General features: G+C 50.4%; 15 protein-coding genes. 10 read left to right on the top strand and 5 right to left on the bottom strand.

Annotated features, from left to right (window positions below; all coding sequences use genetic code 11):
• The first annotated feature begins 28 nt into the window (after nt 1–28).
• Nucleotides 29–1,102, top strand: coding sequence for a sulfate ABC transporter substrate-binding protein (locus L6H65_RS01020; RefSeq protein ID WP_236338415.1), 1,074 nt, complete (start codon nt 29–31; stop codon nt 1,100–1,102).
• Between the two features lie 70 nt (nt 1,103–1,172).
• Complete coding sequence (locus L6H65_RS01015) at nt 1,173–1,535, top strand: FlxA-like family protein (protein ID WP_236338414.1); 363 nt, start codon at nt 1,173–1,175, stop codon at nt 1,533–1,535.
• 170 nt (nt 1,536–1,705) lie between these two features.
• On the opposite strand, the gene L6H65_RS01010 is transcribed toward L6H65_RS01015, so the two are convergent.
• Entirely contained in the window at nt 1,706–2,608 is a 903-nt protein-coding gene (locus L6H65_RS01010; protein WP_236338413.1) for a LysR family transcriptional regulator, read from the bottom strand.
• Nucleotides 2,609–2,861: 253 nt separating this feature from the next.
• Here L6H65_RS01010 and L6H65_RS01005 point away from each other — a divergent pair, with 253 nt between their 5' ends.
• Nucleotides 2,862–3,965: a YeiH family protein gene (locus tag L6H65_RS01005; RefSeq protein WP_236338532.1), complete on the top strand. Its 1,104-nt coding sequence runs from the start codon at nt 2,862–2,864 to the stop codon at nt 3,963–3,965.
• Nucleotides 3,966–3,999: 34 nt separating this feature from the next.
• Here L6H65_RS01005 and L6H65_RS01000 read toward each other — a convergent pair whose 3' ends face one another.
• The gene (locus L6H65_RS01000; protein WP_236338412.1) at nt 4,000–4,800 is read right to left on the bottom strand and encodes a Cof-type HAD-IIB family hydrolase; all 801 of its coding nucleotides are present in this window, start codon (nt 4,798–4,800) and stop codon (nt 4,000–4,002) included.
• A 216-nt stretch (nt 4,801–5,016) separates the two neighbouring features.
• On the opposite strand from L6H65_RS01000, the gene L6H65_RS00995 reads away from it, so the two are divergent.
• From L6H65_RS00995 to L6H65_RS00985, 3 genes are all read left to right on the top strand, one after another.
• Nucleotides 5,017–6,438 (top strand): S41 family peptidase, encoded by a 1,422-nt coding sequence (locus tag L6H65_RS00995; RefSeq protein ID WP_236338411.1) that lies wholly within the window; start codon nt 5,017–5,019, stop codon nt 6,436–6,438.
• A 74-nt stretch (nt 6,439–6,512) separates the two neighbouring features.
• Entirely contained in the window at nt 6,513–8,012 is a 1,500-nt protein-coding gene (locus L6H65_RS00990; protein WP_236338410.1) for an IMP dehydrogenase, read from the top strand.
• A 9-nt stretch (nt 8,013–8,021) separates the two neighbouring features.
• On the top strand, nt 8,022–8,246 hold the full coding sequence (locus L6H65_RS00985) for a hypothetical protein (RefSeq protein ID WP_236338409.1): 225 nt from the start codon (nt 8,022–8,024) through the stop codon (nt 8,244–8,246).
• Between the two features lie 474 nt (nt 8,247–8,720).
• Here L6H65_RS00985 and L6H65_RS00980 read toward each other — a convergent pair whose 3' ends face one another.
• Together L6H65_RS00980 and L6H65_RS00975 are read right to left on the bottom strand one after the other, a co-directional pair.
• A complete protein-coding gene (locus L6H65_RS00980) occupies nt 8,721–10,208 on the bottom strand; it encodes a M14 family zinc carboxypeptidase (RefSeq protein ID WP_236338407.1) in 1,488 nt (495 codons plus the stop codon).
• 552 nt (nt 10,209–10,760) lie between these two features.
• Nucleotides 10,761–11,540, bottom strand: coding sequence for a TspO/MBR family protein (locus L6H65_RS00975; RefSeq protein ID WP_236338405.1), 780 nt, complete (start codon nt 11,538–11,540; stop codon nt 10,761–10,763).
• 289 nt (nt 11,541–11,829) lie between these two features.
• Between L6H65_RS00975 and L6H65_RS00970 the strand changes: the two genes are divergently transcribed.
• Nucleotides 11,830–12,555, top strand: a complete 726-nt coding sequence (locus L6H65_RS00970; RefSeq protein ID WP_236338402.1) for an MBL fold metallo-hydrolase — start codon at nt 11,830–11,832, stop codon at nt 12,553–12,555.
• Nucleotides 12,556–12,599: 44 nt separating this feature from the next.
• On the opposite strand, the gene L6H65_RS00965 is transcribed toward L6H65_RS00970, so the two are convergent.
• Nucleotides 12,600–13,616, bottom strand: a complete 1,017-nt coding sequence (locus tag L6H65_RS00965; RefSeq protein ID WP_236338400.1) for an RluA family pseudouridine synthase — start codon at nt 13,614–13,616, stop codon at nt 12,600–12,602.
• Nucleotides 13,617–13,833: 217 nt separating this feature from the next.
• Here L6H65_RS00965 and L6H65_RS00960 point away from each other — a divergent pair, with 217 nt between their 5' ends.
• The 3 genes from L6H65_RS00960 (at nt 13,834) to L6H65_RS00950 (ending at nt 17,627) form a co-directional block, all read left to right on the top strand.
• On the top strand, nt 13,834–14,829 hold the full coding sequence (locus tag L6H65_RS00960) for an ABC transporter ATP-binding protein (RefSeq protein ID WP_236338398.1): 996 nt from the start codon (nt 13,834–13,836) through the stop codon (nt 14,827–14,829).
• Nucleotides 14,826–15,935 (top strand): ABC transporter permease, encoded by a 1,110-nt coding sequence (locus L6H65_RS00955; RefSeq protein WP_236338396.1) that lies wholly within the window; start codon nt 14,826–14,828, stop codon nt 15,933–15,935. The genes L6H65_RS00960 and L6H65_RS00955 overlap by 4 nt, the downstream gene beginning before the upstream one ends.
• A 126-nt stretch (nt 15,936–16,061) precedes the next feature.
• Entirely contained in the window at nt 16,062–17,627 is a 1,566-nt protein-coding gene (locus L6H65_RS00950) for a stalk domain-containing protein (protein ID WP_236338394.1), read from the top strand.
• Nucleotides 17,628–17,713 lie beyond the last annotated feature (86 nt).

The raw sequence follows: 17,713 nt of genomic DNA, 5'->3' as shown, positions 1-17,713 counted from the left end.
GCTTATGAGAAAGCGTTGTGTATACTCGATGAAATCTTATTTGGCACAGGGTGGTCGATTCGCGGCAGCAGTGCTTCTGTCTCTTGTATTGCTGACTGCTGCGGCATGCGGGAATAACGAAGGAACGCCTGCGGATAACGGGGACGGCAAACCGGCAGCGAAGGGCGATGTGACGTTGGTCATTGGAGCCTACTCTGTCGTGAAGGATGCATTCGGTGAGCTGCTCCCGCAATTTCAGGCCGAGTGGAAGGCGAAGACGGGACAGACGGTTGTATTCCAGGAATCCTACGAGGCATCGGGAACGCAAGCCAGAGCTATTGCTGGCGGGTTCGAGGCGGATGTCGCGATACTGGCGATGGAAGGCGACCTCGACAAGATTGAGAAGGCGGGATTCATCTCGCATGATTGGAGATCAAAGCCCAGTCAAGGCATCATTACCCGCTCAATCGTCGTGATTGGAACTCGGGAAGGCAATCCCAAGAAGATTCAGGACTGGGAGGATCTTACCCGCGATAAGGTGAAGGTGCTGTATCCCAATCCCAAGACATCCGGCGGCGCGCAATGGGACATCAATGCGATCTATGGCGCCGGCTTGAAGAAGTCGGAGACAGAGACAGGCAAGAAAGACCATGCATATGCCAAAGACTTTCTCGTTCGGGTTCACGACAATGTAGAGTCTCTCGACAAGAGCGGCCGCGCTTCGATGGCGGCATTCGAATATGGTGTCGGCGATGTCATCGTGACCTATGAGAACGAGCTGCTCGCACGTATCAAGCAGGGCATTCCCTACGAGATTGTCGTACCAAGCTCGACCATTCTGATCGAGAATCCGGCAGCGGTCGTAGACGCCAATGTGGATAAGCACGGCACTCGCGAGATTGCAGAGGCATTCATCGATTTTCTGCACAGCAGGGACTCGCAGAAGGTATTCGCTGAGCGGGGCTTCCGGCCTGTAGATGAGATCGTTAATGAGGAAGTGAAGGATCGGTATGCGCAGCCTCAGGAGCTGTTCGATATTCACTACCTTGGCGGCTGGGATAATGTGCGTGAGACGCTTTATTCGCCTAAGGGAATCTGGTATCAGGTGCTTGCGGGATTGTAAAATATCACGAAATCAGCTATGATGAAATGACATAATCTAACAGGCGCATTCTGTCCAGGGAGGGTCTTTCATGAATATCTCATCAGCTTCTTCATCCGACTTTTCAATCGGGGCTAGTACTGGTTCTATTGAAGCCTCCTCTGGAGCAGAGGGCAGCATCAGCCAAATCGAGGCCAAGATCCGTCAGCTTGAGAAGCGGAAAATTGTCGTTCTAAAGCAAGTCGCTGAAGTGGTGACGGGCAAGGACACGGAAGAAATCAAGAAGAAGCGGGTAGAAGTGCTTAGGATGGAGATTACTGGCCTTGACCTGCAAATACAAATGCTGCGAGCAAAGATTATGGAGCTCGTCCGGAAACAGGCAGAAGAGAAGGGGCAGCATGTGAACCATGCAAGGAGAGATAATGACTCCCGAGCAATTGATATTCTTATCTAATAAGGTAGCATAATAAATTTAAAAAGACTGTTCCTAAGCTGATATGCTCTTCATGCGGCGAAAGAACAGTCTTTTTTGTATGCTTACCGGGTGGGAGTCGTGGCAGCCATTGTCGCTGGCAACCGATAGTTGGGGCTGATGAAGAAGGAGATTTCAGCTACCTACAACGATCATCGCAAAAGCTTGCCGGCTGCCCACTCTCCCTCCTGCAGCAGATCGATGAACAGCTGTGCAGCCTTCGTATGATAAGGAGCGACGCCAGTGACTAGGGAAAATTGGCGGGTGACTGGGGTTCCCTCTGCTGGGATTGTTCGCAGTGTGCCTAGTGCGGTTTCCTTCCGAATAGCCCACTGGGAGAGCAGCGTAATTCCGAGCCCCGCTTCTACAGATTCTTTAATAATTTGCGTACTTCCAAATTCCATCACGCTGGCGGGAAGGAGTTGAAGCTGGGCGAATAAGCGATCAGTTGCCTCTCTTGTTCCTGAGCCGGATTCCCTGACAATCCAGGTCTCCGATTGCAATTCCTTGGAAGTTGCCCTGCTTTCACTATGGAGTCGATGATTCTCTGCAACTACAACCTCCATAATATCTTCCGCAAAAGGCTGAATGAGCAGCTTTTTGTCCTCGTACTCTCCTTCGATAATACCGACATCTATTTTATGATGAGTGATCAATTCGGCGATTTCCTTCGTATTCCCGATTGTGATGGCAGGCCTGATAAGCGGATAACGGTCGCGAAGTCTGCCTATAACATGTGGAAGAACATACTCCCCAAACGTATAGCTGGCCCCGATTGAGATGCCGCCGCTTGCAACTTGACTCAAATCATCAACCAAATTTTGCATGCGGGCGTACAATCCAATAATTTCTTTGGCGTGATGATAGACGATTTCTCCCGCTTTGGTCATGCGGATATATTTGTTGGTCCGCTCTAACAATTTGGCTCCTGATGTGCGCTCAAGGGCCGCAATATACTGACTGACTGCGGGCTGTGTCATATGAAGCTCCTCCGCAGTGCGGGTGAAGCTGCCACGTTCTACAACAGCAACAAATACGAACAGTGCTTGATCCACTCGCCCTCAGCCCCCTAATCGTTATTCATAACTGATTACTTATGATAATCATCATTATGAATTATTTTTCTTATTCATGCAATTGACATAAGATAAGAGGAATCTTACACAACTAAGGGTGATCAGCATGGCGGCCACATATACAACCTCAGAATCAAACCGACACAATGAAAATAACGGCATTGCCGAAGGCCATATCAAATATGTGGTTGACCACCGTCATGTGACGCCAAGCACTGCACGCTCGGGCGGCATGTGGCCGACGGGCCGCCGCGATGCAGCGAAACAACATGCGCTGGAAGCTGCGCGCGGTGTTGGCTTTACTTTGCTGCTTGCTTTGCTCGGATTCGCTCTTTCTAGCCTGAATGGACTGGCTGCTATCGGCCCCATGGCATGCGCGATTCTGCTGGCTGTCACTTATCGTCATCTATGCGGATATCCAGAGCGATTTCGCGCAGGCATTCAATTTTCCAGCAAAAATCTGTTAAGGCTCGCTATTATTTTGTTCGGCCTCAAGCTGAACATTGGTGTTATATTCCAGCAAGGTATCGGCTTGCTCCTTCGTGATGTTCTCGTTGTACTATTCGCGATCAGCTTGACCTTATTGCTTGCCAAATGGTTCAAAGCAGACCTCTCGCTATCTCTGCTGCTCGGTATCGGCACTGGTGTATGCGGCGCTGCTGCGATTGCCGCTGTGTCCCCGATCCTGAAGTCCAATGAGGAGGATACTGCTGTCAGCGCTGGCATGATTGCATTAATCGGCACTGTATTCGCGGTTGGATATAGTGTACTGCGGCCCATCGCCGGCCTGACAGATATTCAGTACGGGATATGGGCGGGCGCAAGTCTGCATGAAATTGCCCATGCTGCGATGGCGGCAGCGCCAGCGGGAAGAGATGCTCTGGCTATCGCTCTGCTGGCGAAGCTGGGACGTGTATTCCTGCTTGTGCCGCTAAGTCTGGTGCTTATTATGTGGATGCGAAGCAAGGAGAGAGGAAGAAGGAGAAGGAGTGAGCAGCAGGAGCACCAGCAACAGCAGGAAGCGCAACAGAAGCAGGAACACCAGCAGCAGGAAGCGCGAGTCGAATCAGCTGCCGCTATCCAGTTCCCTTGGTTTCTGCTCGGGTTCGTTGCGATGAGCCTGCTCGGCAGCTATGTTATTGGGGAATTCATTGTTATTCCAGCCGGCATCATGGATGGGGTGTCGAGCTTGACGACATTGCTGCTGACGATGGCTATGGTGGGGCTCGGATTGAATGTCAGCCTGCGAAATATAAGAGCGGCCAAGCTCAAAGCGCTTGCCGCCCTCTCATTGACTTCGATTGCGCTTGCGATTGCAACCTATGTCACCGTATAGTCGGAATTTTATCCATTAGATGCTCATGAAGCAGCTAGGCCCGATTCAGAATAAACTTCTCGATGACATGCCGGACGCCTTCGTCATTATTGGATTTCGTTATGTAGTTGGCGAGCTCCTTCAGTTTGGGAACAGCGTTGTCCATAGCAACGCCTAGTCCGGCCGCCTCGATCATTTCATGATCATTCCAGGAATCTCCGATTGCAATAACCTCATCCATTGAACAGCCGATATGTGCTGCCATGAACGAAATGGCATGTCCCTTCGTGCCTTCTTTATGGGTAAACTCCAAATAATGAGCTTTGGATTTCGTAATATGAACCCGGTCGCCAATTAGCGGGGCCAGTTGAGTGGCCAGCTCATCCAAATAGGCCGGATCGTCGATAATGAGCATTTTGGTAGAGGGCATTGCGATCAGCTTGTCGAGATCAGGCTCTATAACAAATGGTATGTTGGTCAATGCGGCATAATCGCGCCCCTTCTGATTATCCTCCCGCACATATAGAATATCGTCCACATAGAGCTGCAGATGAAGGTCGCGCTCCAGGCAAAAGGTCAGCAGCTGCTTGGCCGCATCCAGCGGTACGCTGCGCTCATAAAGCACCTGCTCATCTAGCAGCGTCTTTACGAGCGAGCCTTGATAAGTAATAATTGGAACATTGAGTTCAATTTGATCGGCGATTTTTTTGGCGGAAGGAAACATCCGGCCAGTTGCCAGTGTTACGAAGACACCGCTGCGGATAGCTTCGGCAAGCGCATCCTTCGTTCCCTGTGTGACAATCAGGTCATCAGTCAATAAAGTATCATCAATATCTATTGCGATTAGTTTGTACATGTTGAGTTCTCCTGCTCCTTCTCTCTATTTTCATTTTCATTGATTGTACTCCTAAAGGGATAAGCGGACAAGTATTATCTCGTGGGGGTATTGAGGGTTCATCAGAGGGCTGCTTGCAGCGCTGACTCGAATAAGATAAAGTGATAACGGTAACCAGAAATCCTTGTCAGAAATACCTCAATATACAGATTGTTCAGGGCAGAACGGAGAGATGGAATGAGTATGTTTAGCGAGAGTGCGGTCAAGCAGCGCAAGGGTGTGAAGGTAGGGTTAATTATAGCTGCGGCATGTGTGATTGGGTTCGCGGGGGGCCGCTATTCCATGCTGCTGCAATATCCGATGATGCAGGATTCCGCTTTTCGCAATTTGGCGTTCACTTATGATGAGATTATGGCAAATTATCTTAACGGGGCAGATTCCAAGGATCTGGTCGATGGAGCAGCGGTGGGAATGGTAGCTTCGTTGGAGGACCCTTATTCCGTGTATCTCGTTGGCGACAGCGGCGAGAAGTATGTGCAATCATATAGTGATCATATCGTCGGCATTGGGGTGGAGATTCGAGAGCAGGATGGCGAATTCATCATTGAAGAGACGATCAAGGGGGCGCCTTCGGAGAAGGCAGGACTGAAATCCGGGGATGCAATTCTGGAGGTTGACGGCAAGGCCGCTGAAGGACTTTCGCTGGCAGATTTGAAGAAGCTGGTCCAGGGCGAGGAGGGAACGACAGTCAAGCTGGCGATACGCCGTGAGCAGCAGGCGGAACAGCTTGAAATATCGGTTAAACGCGGAGCGGTCCCTATACATACAGTTACTTATGCAATGAAGGATAATCTGGTCGGGGAAATTATCATCAGTCGTTTCGCAGAGAAGACGGACGAAGAATTCAATGAAGCGCTGGATTCACTTCTGAAACAGGGGATGAAATCACTGCTGCTTGATCTCCGCAGCAATCCGGGCGGACTGCTTGATCCGACGATTGAGATTGCGAGCCGTTTCGTACCCGAGGATGAGGTTATTGTTCAGGTCGTCTATAAAGGTGACAAGCGTGTCATTACGCATAAATCAGAAGGGAAGAAGCCGTGGACGCTGCCGCTTGCCGTCTTGGTCGACAAGCATTCGGCAAGCTCCTCCGAGGTGCTGACAGCTGCATTAAAGGCGTCCGCTCATGCAGAGATTATCGGGGAGCGGACGTTCGGTAAAGGAATTGTGCAAAATTTTCGCCAGCTGAGCGATGGTTCTGTCCTCAAGCTGACCGAGGCGCAATGGCGTTCCTCGGATGGGCAATGGATACACAAGAAGGGAATAGATCCGACGGTGCTAGTCGAAGCGCCCGCTTATTCACAGCTGCCGATGCTGTCTGCGGGCTTGAAGCTGGAGCAGGGCGATTACGGTGAGAAAGTAGATACGGTGCAGCAAATGCTGCAGACGCTGGCATATCTCAAGCTGACAGAGCGCGGCGTTTATGATGCGGCGACTGTGGAAGCGGTGAAGGCTTTTCAACGGGCTGAATCATTGCCGGCGACAGGCATTACGAATGACCGGACTGCTTACAAGCTGACTGTGCGTCTATCCGAGAAATACCATGCGGAAGATCCTCAACGGAATAAGGCGCTGGAGCTGCTTGCGCGGAGTGGTTGATTGATTTCGAACCATGTGATATGATTTTGGGAATTTATTCGACCTACAAATGAATCCAAGGAGGATGAGAGAGAATGGCTTTCTACTATATGGAGCCGTCACGCACGTTCAGTGAATTTTTGCTCGTGCCGAATTTAACGACTAAGGAATGTACCCCTGGCAATGTGAGCCTGAGAACGCCGATTGTCAAGTTTGGTGCTGGAGAGAAGCCGTCCGTCTCGCTCAACATTCCATTCGCATCCGCTGTTATGCAGGCGGTATCCGATGATGTAATGGCAGTTGCGCTTGCCAGATGCGGGGGGATTTCGTTCATCTTCGGATCGCAATCGATAGAGGATCAGGCTGCGATGGTGCGGAAGGTAAAGGGGTACAAGGCAGGGTTTGTCGTAAGCCGTTCCAATCTGACGCCAAGCCATAGCCTTAAGGATGTGCTGGAGCTCAAGGAGAGAACAGGCCATTCTACTGTTGCGATTACACATGATGGCTCGCCTCAAGGCAAGCTGCTTGGCATCGTGACGAGCCGCGACTACAGAATTAGCCGAGATGCGCTGACTAAACAAGTTAGCGAATTTATGACGCCGTTCGAATCGTTGTTCTACGGTACTTCCGGCATTACGTTGTCGGAAGCGAATGACCTGATCTGGGAGCATAAGCTGAATTGCCTGCCAATTGTGGACAAGGAGCAGAAGCTCGACTATCTTGTATTTCGCAAAGACTATGACGCGCATAAGGAGAATCCTTACGAGCTGCTGGACGAGAACAAAAGCTATATCGTTGGCGCGGGCATCAATACGAAGGATTACATGGAACGAGTGCCAGCGCTTGCTGAGGCAGGCGTAGATGTCGTCGTTATTGATTCGTCGGACGGGTTCAGTGAATGGCAGCGGGAAACGATCCAATATGTGAAGGCGAACACGAACGTAAAGATCGGAGCGGGCAACGTTGTGGATCGCGAGGGTTTCCTTTATCTCGTTGAATCGGGCGCTGATTTCATCAAGGTCGGAATCGGCGGCGGTTCTATCTGCATTACGCGGGAGCAGAAAGGAATTGGCAGAGGACAAGCCTCAGCGCTCATTGAGGTTGCTGCTGCGCGCGATGATTATTACAGGGAAACCGGCATCTACGTTCCGATCTGCTCGGACGGAGGGATCGTGCACGATTACCACATCACGCTTTCTCTGGCGATGGGTGCTGACTTTGTCATGATGGGACGTTATTTCGCCAGATTTGACGAAAGTCCGACGCGGAAGCTTAAGGTTGGAACGAATTTTGTGAAGGAATTCTGGGGAGAAGGCTCCAACCGTGCGCGCAACTGGCAGCGGTATGATACAGGCGGCAAGGAGAGTCTCGTGTTCGAAGAAGGCGTTGACTCCTATGTTCCTTACGCCGGCGGATTGCAGGAGAATCTGGACCGTACGATTCACAAGATAAAGTCGACGATGTGCAATTGCGGCTCCACATCAATCGAAGAGCTTCACCGGACAGCGCGTATTACACTAGTTTCCGCGACGAGCATCGTCGAGGGCGGGGCGCATGATGTTATTCTGAAAGACAGCAGTCTATCAGGGGAATAATGATAGGTCATGAAAATAAGAGGCTGTTTCATCGGCAGGTTGCTGCTGATGAAACAGCCTCTTTGTTATTGTGGCACAGTATCGCTTGTTTCCGCGGTCATGTCGATCACGGGTTTGATCGGCCCTTATTGCCGCGATCGCGACAATTGGGAGATGGAAGCGCTGCTGCAAAAATACAGTTGCTGCAGCCAAAACAGCCGCATAATACCGACATTGCTGCAAAAACTCTCGTGACGTCTATGAATTCACCCCAGAATGAATAGGTGAGTTGGGATGGGAGTTACTTACTAATTCGCATAAGTACATCTGCTGCCGCCAGCAGCAGCGTAATCAGCGTGTTTCGGGTTCATTTCCTGTACTATTCATGCCGCTGAAAAAGCCAATCCAGCCATTCGTTATAAACCATTCGTTGTAAGGCGGAAATACCACTTTACAGCATGGAAAAGTGGGGTGAATCGCGCCGTAAGCCTGAAAAACCTTCTTACAGTATGAGAAAGCGTCATACATTGCTTTTCGCTGTAGCTGTAAGGCGGAAAAAACGTGTTACAGCACGAAAAAGTAGGATGAATCGCGCCGTAAGCCTGAAAAACCTTCTTACAGATGGCAATACATCGCAGACTACTCTTCGGCTGAGCTGGGTAATGATGAAATGACGCTTTCCCATAAACTGCTGTACTTTTGCAGCAGCGCGAGGGAGGAAAGCAGTGGCTACAACGGCGGATTCGCCGCTGCTACGTCCGCTTCCCGAATCCAGAATACGCCTTCCTTAGCTGTGATGAGCAGCCATTCGTTCCATTTGTCCAGCAGTGTCACTGTCTGTTCGGCTAAAGCAGCAGCATTCGCTGTCTTGGAGGATTGCAGCGGTGAAAGGTACGCCGCAGTTCCCGCTGCAATATCAGCTGTCGTACTTGTGAGTGGCTCGAAAGGTCCTGCCAGCACTGCCCTCGTCGAAATCCACTGGACGCCGTGAGCGGTTTGGACCTCTATCCAATCTCCCTTTTGTCTGACCGCTTTATAACGGCCGGGATACACGATACCAAGCTTCTTGGACTTCAAATCCGGCCATGTATAACTGCGCTCCGCGCTCGTCAGTCGAAAATCTGTGTCATAGCTCGTAGTCTGCTGACGCGCCATCCATAGCTTGTAGCCTTCTTCTGCAAGGAACCAAATGGTATTCTTCTGTTTGCTCCAATTGTAGCTCCATTCGGATAGCGGCACATGTGTTTCCCCGGCTGTTCGTCCAAGCTCCGGTGTTAAGCCAGGACGTCCGAATTCGGTAATGAACCAGTCCGTAAAGCCGCCGCCGGAGGGATTGGCTTGTGGGGCGATGAGCCGATAGCCTGTCAGCTTCCCGTAAGCGGAAGCAATGAGCTTGTCGCGATAAACATTCTCTGCCTTGGTCTTATAATTCCAGTATAAAATTTCGCCAGATGAGTGGTAGGCGAGAGATAATTCTGGCTGGGACGCTCTTGTCAGGTCGTACATCGCTATCGCCTCTTTGGCCTGCAGCGGTTGTGTCCCTTTGTAATTCATGTAATAAGGCGCGGAGCCCGGATTGCGAATGCTGTCCCAGCCTGCTGGATATTGCCTGTTCAGGTCAATGCCTTTCGCATTGGCCTTCCATCGTTTGAAATTGCTTTTGCCGCCGTTCATCTTAATCAAGGAAGCATGCGCCGAGGCGGGAAAAGCAGTCAGCCCGGATTGCTGCAGAATAACGCCATCGGGGTTGACCATTGGTACGAACCGAAAGGTAACCCGCTGAAGCAAGTCGCCAGCCTGATAACCTCTCACGATAGCGGATTTCTCCTCATCCCGGGCCAACTGCTCGATCTGCATCATGAGTGTGATCGTCGTAATCCACTCGCGGGCATGATGCGAGCCGTTCAGCATCACAATTGCAGGTCCATGGCCGACATCGGCGGTCCATATCTTGCGTCCATACTCGCTTAGACCGGCAGAGCCGAGCTGGATGAGGTCCGGATAACGGGCAGCTAGCGCTTGAAGATCTTTGGACATCTGTGCATAGGTATACACTTGCTTAGGATTGACAATGGGCTTGGCTGCCGCTGCATCTGCTGTCAGAGGCGCAATGGCAAGGAAAAGGAGGGGGAGGCTGAGAGCCATAGTGGTAAGTAGAAGGAGCATTGTTTTCTTTAGTTGCGTTGATGAGTATCTGTATGAGGGCTGAAGTTCCATATTTGCTGCAATCTCTCCTGTCGAATATGCTGGGATCATGTATTCGACATTTTTCGAGTGAATCCTTCTCAGAGAACGGGCAACCAGCATAAAATAGGAGATTTGCTTGTCTGCTGACAACCAAATCTCCTATGTAAATCCTATTATTCTATTCAATTATTGCTTGCACTCCATTCAGACAACTTCCGTTGCATCATTAATTTTTTTCATTATCCTGTGAACCAAATACTCATCATCGAAAGACTTCGTCCTTATCTGCTCGTGTACCCACATGCCCCGCAAGCAAGGTTACCTGCCTGCTAACTCCTTTCTTTCATCAATCAAGGGACATGTTTCGCTTACTTGATCCATTGGACTATCCCCTCTCGGTGTAGTCATATCATCCATCCTATTCGAGGTCAGCATGCTTGCTCCTAACTGGGAAGAAGCACGTCTTGAATGATATAGCCCTAGTGTACAAGTCATTTTAAATATTGTAAATATTCAGAAAACTCAATTATTTATCAAAATAGCAATTATTCCGCCTCATTTCTACAATTTCCTCCGCTTTCTTTACAATTTCGCAATATTTCTAGTTTGTCTGAATTTGTTAATTCCGACAATCCCCGCACCGACAGTTAATAGAATGGCGCCTATCCATGCAGTAATAACAATTGCCTGATGATTCTCCTGTTTGATCATGATGGCCATGAATGCCCAGACAAAGACCAGCATGTAGAAGAGATCACGGTGGAGCAATCCCTTGGTCAGTGCAAGCAGTGTTGCGACTGCAAGCATAATGACGGCCCAGGCTGTATCCGATAGTCCGAACCCATTCCAGTCCGCGTTGTCCAGCACAATGCTCAGGTTCACGATTGTTGCGACGCTGATCCAACCCAGATAAATGCTGAAAGGAAGCTGTACGAATATTCGCTCTCCGAATGTAAGGATATAGCCAGCTTTCTGGACTCGGCGATAAATGACGAGGAGTGTGAGCAGAAGCGCAATCATAATAAACCCGCTGCTCGTTACGTATTCATAATGCCAGAGGAAAATCCATCCCATATTCAATAGGCAGCTGATGAGAAACCAAGGTCCGATGCTGGCAGCGATCCCCTTTCTCCTTCCGGTGCGTGTCGCCTGATAGATGGCGAAGCCGATCAGCAGCACATAGATAACGCTCCAGATTGAGAAGGCATAACCAGCAGGCGTTATTAATACGGGATGCTTGTCGGAAAGCTCTCCTGTTGTTTGGCCGTTGAGAGGAAGCAATGCGGCGAGCATATTAACCGCGATAACCGCTGCAACCCCGACGATATTCCATAGTGTATAAGCAGAACGTGGACTTCTCATCGAATGAATCTCCTCCTAGAGTTCGTTTTCAGTTCGGCATACTGCTATATATTCACCACAGCTCCATTGTATGAAGCAGAAGTTTAGTAGATGGAGTGTCAGCAAATGATGAAGCAACAAGACTATAGTGCTCTGGTGTCAATAAGGAGGTGTCAGCAGGTGTCAGCAGGTGTCAATAAGCATGCCAATAAGCATGTCAATAAGCATTGACAAGGGCTAAGAAGTTGGATATATTTATAACCAACGGTTAGTAACCAATGGTTATTAATAAATTTAAGGAGCTGCCTTTATGAAAATCGTACAGATATCAGAGCATATTTGGAGCTTGAAATCATGGATGATTATTCCGATTCATGTCTGGATTGTGAAGGACGGGGATGGCGTCATACTGGTCGACGGTGGAATTTCATTGATGACGAAAGGGATCATAGCGGCAATCGATAAGCTGCAATGGGGCCCGCTTAAAGCTGTTGTTCTCACGCACGGCCATTCGGATCACGTTGGCTCGCTTGCAGGTATATTGAAGCAGCGGAAAGTGCCGGTATATGCCCATCGCATTGAGATGCCCTATATGGAGGGGGAGCTTCCTTATCCAGGCCGCAAGAGGGCAGCGCAGTCAGTCGCTCCAGGCATAGCTGTGCCGCTGCCGCAATCCGATAGTGGAGAATTGCTGCCCTTCGGGAAGTTGAAGCCTTACTTGACGCCAGGACATTCTCCAGGCCATGTTGTGTATTATCATGAGAAGGATGGCGTGCTGCTGGCTGGAGATTTGTTCACCTCCAAGAAGGGAAGGCTGAATAAGCCGATGCCGATGTTCACGGCAGATATGGGGGAAGCGATCAGCAGCAGTGTCATTCTTCGCGAGCTGAAGCCTGTGCGGCTGGAGGTATGCCACGGCGGTCCAGTGGTGAATCCGGCAGAGCAACTGGACGAATATCTGCAGAAGTTTTCGACGAATGCGAGAGCTTCTGCCTCTCCGTCAGCCTGGACACGCAGAACTGGCTATAAAGAATAGTAACCAATAAATCGGCCCCATGCTTCACACACGGGGCCGATTTATTATTTCGTCGGATGCGATTCTCGGAATGGAGCAAGGAATGATTTGGGGGCCGGCACTTCGAAGCGCATTCGTTCGCCTGACACAGGATGAACAAATGCCAGCACGCTGGCGTGAAGGCCAAGTCTGCCAATTGCCTTCGATTTGGAGCCGTATTTTTTGTCGCCAGCAACGGGATGTCCGATTTCCTCCATATGAACACGGATTTGATTCTTGCGTCCCGTTTCAAGCTGAACCTCAAGCAAGGTGAAATCTCGGCTGGATTGGATTGTTCTGTAATGGGTTATCGCGAGCAAGCCATCATTGGGATAAGGACTGGCATACATCTTAAGCGTGCTGCTTTCCTTCAGCCAGGATTTGATCGTGCCCTTATCCTTCTTGACGAGCCCATCCACAAGCGCGATGTAGGTTCTTTCGTCCACCATGTCCTTCCAGCTGTTCTGCAGCGTTTGCTGCACGTGCTCACTCTTGGCAAACATCATGACGCCTGAAGTGTCGCGGTCTAATCGGTGAACGACGAAAATCCGGGCGCTGGCATCTCTATTCCGCACATGGGCTGTAAGCTGCCGATAGGCAGTCAGCTCATTTTCCTTGGACGATGCGATGGACAGAAGACCGGCATCCTTCTTGACGACGATAATATCCTCGTCCTCGTGCAGGATGGCAAGGCCGATCATCGGCTCCTCCTCAATAATCCGCTCCTTGCTTATGGCAACGGCTTGTCCGGGCTGCAGCGGATAATTGTACACTTTAACGACGCTGCCGTTAACTGTAATTTGCCCGCGGGCCAGCATGGATTTGAGGGTATTCCTGCCTGTATTGGCGGCGGAAGCAATGAGAAATGCAAGAAGCTCGCCTGGCTCCTGAACGATGTATTGTTTAATGTCCGGACGCTGCACTGCGCCTCGTTCTTCCCTCCTGCTGTTGCGTTGTGAAGGCTTGGACGCGGCTTTGCGTGCGCTCCCGATCTGTTTGTTCCCATTCGTATGACGCCCTGCAGCTGTTCTTCGTTTATTCATTCGTCTACTCACACCGTCCTCTATTCATTACCCTCAATATAGCATGAACCATTCCTTAAATGCTATGTAGCATTGCATGAACCATTCCTTAAATGCTATGTAGCATTCAAGATATGCGGGGGCACAGCCTATACTGCTTATTTTCATTCTTTCTACTAGCTGAAGTATAATAGAAAAGTCCTGCAAGCAATCAATTTTAGCGGATATGGGGGTATGAATGGTGAAGGATCATGCGCAAGCGGAGCGCTCAGGCGAATCGCAGGCAGAGAATATTATTGAGGTGGACGGACTGGTCAAACGATACGGTTCATTCACCGCAGTGAACGGCATTCATTTTCAGGTGAGGCGCGGTGAAATTTTTGGCTTGCTTGGCCCCAATGGAGCTGGCAAAACGACGACGATGGAAATGATAGAGGGGCTGCGCCAGCCGGATGAGGGTGTCGCACGGGTTGCAGGCTATGATACGCGCACACAGCTGGGCAAGGTGAAGGAAGTCATTGGCGTGCAGCTGCAATCGACATCCTTATTTGACCTGCTGACGGTAAAAGAGATTACGAATATGTATGCCAGCTTCTACAATGTGCCTACTGTACCGATTCTGCCGCTGCTCGATAGTGTCACCTTGTCGGAGAAGCTTAACGATCGGGTCAAAAATCTGTCTGGCGGACAGAAGCAGCGGCTTGCTATAGCGCTTGCCCTGGTCAACGACCCTCAGGTGGTATTCCTCGATGAGCCGACTACCGGTCTGGACCCGCAGGCCCGCCGAACGCTGTGGGATATCATTCTCCGGCTTCGGGATGAAGGGAAGACCATTGTTATTTCGACCCACTATATGGATGAAGCGGAGCTGCTGTCTGATCGCATCTGTTTGATGGATCGTGGGGGCATCGTAGCGCTGGATTCGCCGCGCAATCTTATTCGCAGTCTGGAATCAGAGAGCGCGATAGAGTTCCGTGTGCCCGAGCTGGAAACGATGTCGGAGGCGCACAAATCAGAGCTGCTGGGCAGCATGCAGGCTATAGAAGGTGTGCGGCAAGCAGAATTTCGCAAGGATAGCTATGTGCTGTATACTGACCAGCTGCAACTGTCATTAACCGGACTTATAGCAATGACAGAGCGGGAGGGCGTGCAATTCACCGATTTGCTGACTCGCACCGCAACTTTGGAGGATGTGTTCATTCACATGACGGGAAGGAGCCTGAGAGAATCATGAAATCGTATACGCAGCTAACGATTGCCCAGCTTCGATTGTTCGCACGCAACAAGCAGGTGCTGTTCTGGACACTGGCCTTTCCAGTGTTTCTGATGATTATGCTTGGTTCCTTTGCCGGGGGCAGTGGAAGTGGAGCCATTAACGGGTACTATTATGACGAGGACGGGGGCAGCGAGGGCTCCAGGACTGTCATTGCAGCGTTGGAACGCCAGAATGATGTGCTCCGTCTTGAACCGGCGGCGATTAAGGAAGCGGCTATGCAGGAGCTTCGGGAAGGCGAGAAGGGAGCGCTCATCATTATTCCAAAAGGGTTCGGAGCCTCCATGTCGCCAGAATCCATTGCAGCCGGGACACAAGCGAAGCTACAGCTCTATTATGATCAGACGCAAGCGGTCAGAGCTCAGACCGCCATCAACGCTTTGGAGCAGGTGACCGATGGACTGAGCAAGTCGCTTGTTCATTATGCTCCTGTTGTTGTTCTTGATGCTGTCGGCGTACAGTCTCTGGAGCTGGAATATATCGACTTTCTCGTTCCCGGCATTGTAGCGATGATGATTATGTCGAATAATTTGAACGGTGTTGCCGGACAGATCGCTTCCTGGCGCGAGCGCGGTGTTCTTCGCCGGATGCAGAGCACGCCGCTTCGTCCGTCTTCATTCATTGCCGCGCAAATAACGGCACGTCTGCTGTTGAACGGCTCACAGGCCGTCATTGTGCTGCTCATCTCATCCCTGCTGTTCGGGACACAGGTCAACGGCTCTTGGCCGCTTCTGCTCGTCTTCGTCATTCTGGGCACACTTGCCTTCATGGCAATCGGCTTTATTATCGCCGGACTTGCCAAAACACCTGAGAGCGCGGGTCCAATCGCCGGCTTCATCGCGTTCCCGATGATGTTCCTGGGCGGCGTTTTCTTCCCGATCAGCAACATGCCGTCTTACTTGCAGCCGATCGTTAATGCGCTGCCGATTGCCCATCTTTCGACCTCGCTGCGCCAGATTATGAATGTTGGCGCTGGACTGACGCAGCTATGGGGCGAAGCGCTGCTGCTGGGCGGATGGCTTGTCCTTGCTTTTATTATTGCCAGCTTCACTTTCAAATGGCAGTAGTAGGCAAGCCGTTCGGGAGCCTCTATGAATCTGCTGTCTCCTATTCGAATCTGATAGACAAACACTAGTACGGGTGTTACGATATTCGCATAGGAAATATTAGGAGATTATTGGAGGAAAATTGTGGTGAAATTTAAGTTGAAGCAAAAGCTGCTCTTATCCGTACTTGCATTCGGCCTTGTAATCGCACCATTGACGGGCATTGGTGGAGCCAGCGTGTCAGCAGCAGCGTCTGCCAAGACGGCTGCTGCACAGTCATCCGCATTGCAAATTTATGTGGATGGGAAGAAGCTCAGTTTATCTACTGCTCCGGTCACGCAGAAGGGCGTCGTGCTTGTGCCTATGCGTCAGATTTTCGCAGCATTAAACGCAGATTTGTCATGGGAACCAACAACCAAAACAATTATTGTTAAGAAAGACTATTCAACGATAACGCTTCAAGTCGGCTCCAAGCAAGCGGTCATAAACGGCAAATCCATTCAGCTCTCGGCGCCTGCGCAGCAGTTGAACGGATCGACGATGGTGCCGCTTCGGTTCGTAGGGGAAGCGCTTGGAGCAGATGTACATATGGATAATAAATCCAACTCGATTTACATCGTCTCGCTAGAAGCAAAGATGAAGAAGTATGAAGATCCTGACAATACTGATTCTGATCAGGATGAGGAGTCTTCCTCCGCCAAGAAGCTGACGACGAGAGAGATTGTAGAAATGAACGACTTCAGTGTCGTTATGATTACAACTGATGCCGCTCAAGGCAGCGGCGTTGTCATAGGCGAGAAACAGATTATAACGAATCACCATGTTGTGGAGAGCGCACAATCCGGCACTGTAATGACGGTGGATGGCGAGGTCATCGATATTGCAGGAATTGTCGTATATAACGAAGAGGCTGACTTAGCCATTATTGAGACAAAGGAACCGCTCAATGTCGATCCTGTCATTATAGGCAGCGGTTATACCGATCGCAAGGGCGATAAAGTAGTTGCAATCGGAAGTCCGCTCGGATTTCAGAACACAGCTGCTGAAGGCATTATTAGCAATATTGAATTTTTAGGCATGACAAGAAGCTATCAAATCAGTGTGCCGATCGATCACGGCAGCTCAGGCGGCGGATTGTTCAATGAATACGGAGAGCTTATCGGCATTACAACGTCTGGAATGGACGAGACGCAAGCGGATTTGAATTTTGCGGTATCCGTATCTGCTGTAACTGAGCTGCTCTATGAATTGGAGGACAGCCCAGAGAAGAAGGCGGCGTTCTTCGATAAGCGTCTGCCTGACAGCATGAAGGGCGCAACGACGGACGAGATTAAAGAGCTGATGAAGAAAGAATTCGGTACGATTGGCACGTTCAACGGTTCAACAGAGCTGAAACGCTGGGAAGTGACACGGGACGCACAGGGCTGGCTGGTCATAACAGCGATCCTTGACCCATCCTTTTACATGCTGTATGGGAATCAGGCAAACGATGATTTCCGCTATTGGGCAATCGATGCCGGATACGAGCTGCTTCGTATGATGCCTGATGAAAAAATTCAGATTGTCGTCTATTATGAGCAAGTCTTCAGCTTTGAGCCACGGGGCTTTGCGCCTGGTGAAGTGAGTGCAGTCGGAGACGGGACTTGGCGTGTTCGTTACCCCGTCATTCAAATGCAGGGCAAAGAAAAGATGCATGTTCAGGTTCGCAGCTAGTAAACAGGATATGAATAAGGGCTGTTCCTTCTAGCGCTGCTGGCGCTGACGAAGGGAGGGCCCTTCTTTTTTGGCCTCATATTATG

It is taken from the genome of Paenibacillus plantiphilus (assembly GCF_927798095.1).
In the GTDB taxonomy this organism is placed as follows: domain Bacteria; phylum Bacillota; class Bacilli; order Paenibacillales; family Paenibacillaceae; genus Paenibacillus_Z; species Paenibacillus_Z plantiphilus.
The sequence above is the reverse complement of the archived record's forward strand: the minus strand, read 5'-3'. Positions and strand labels throughout refer to the sequence as shown.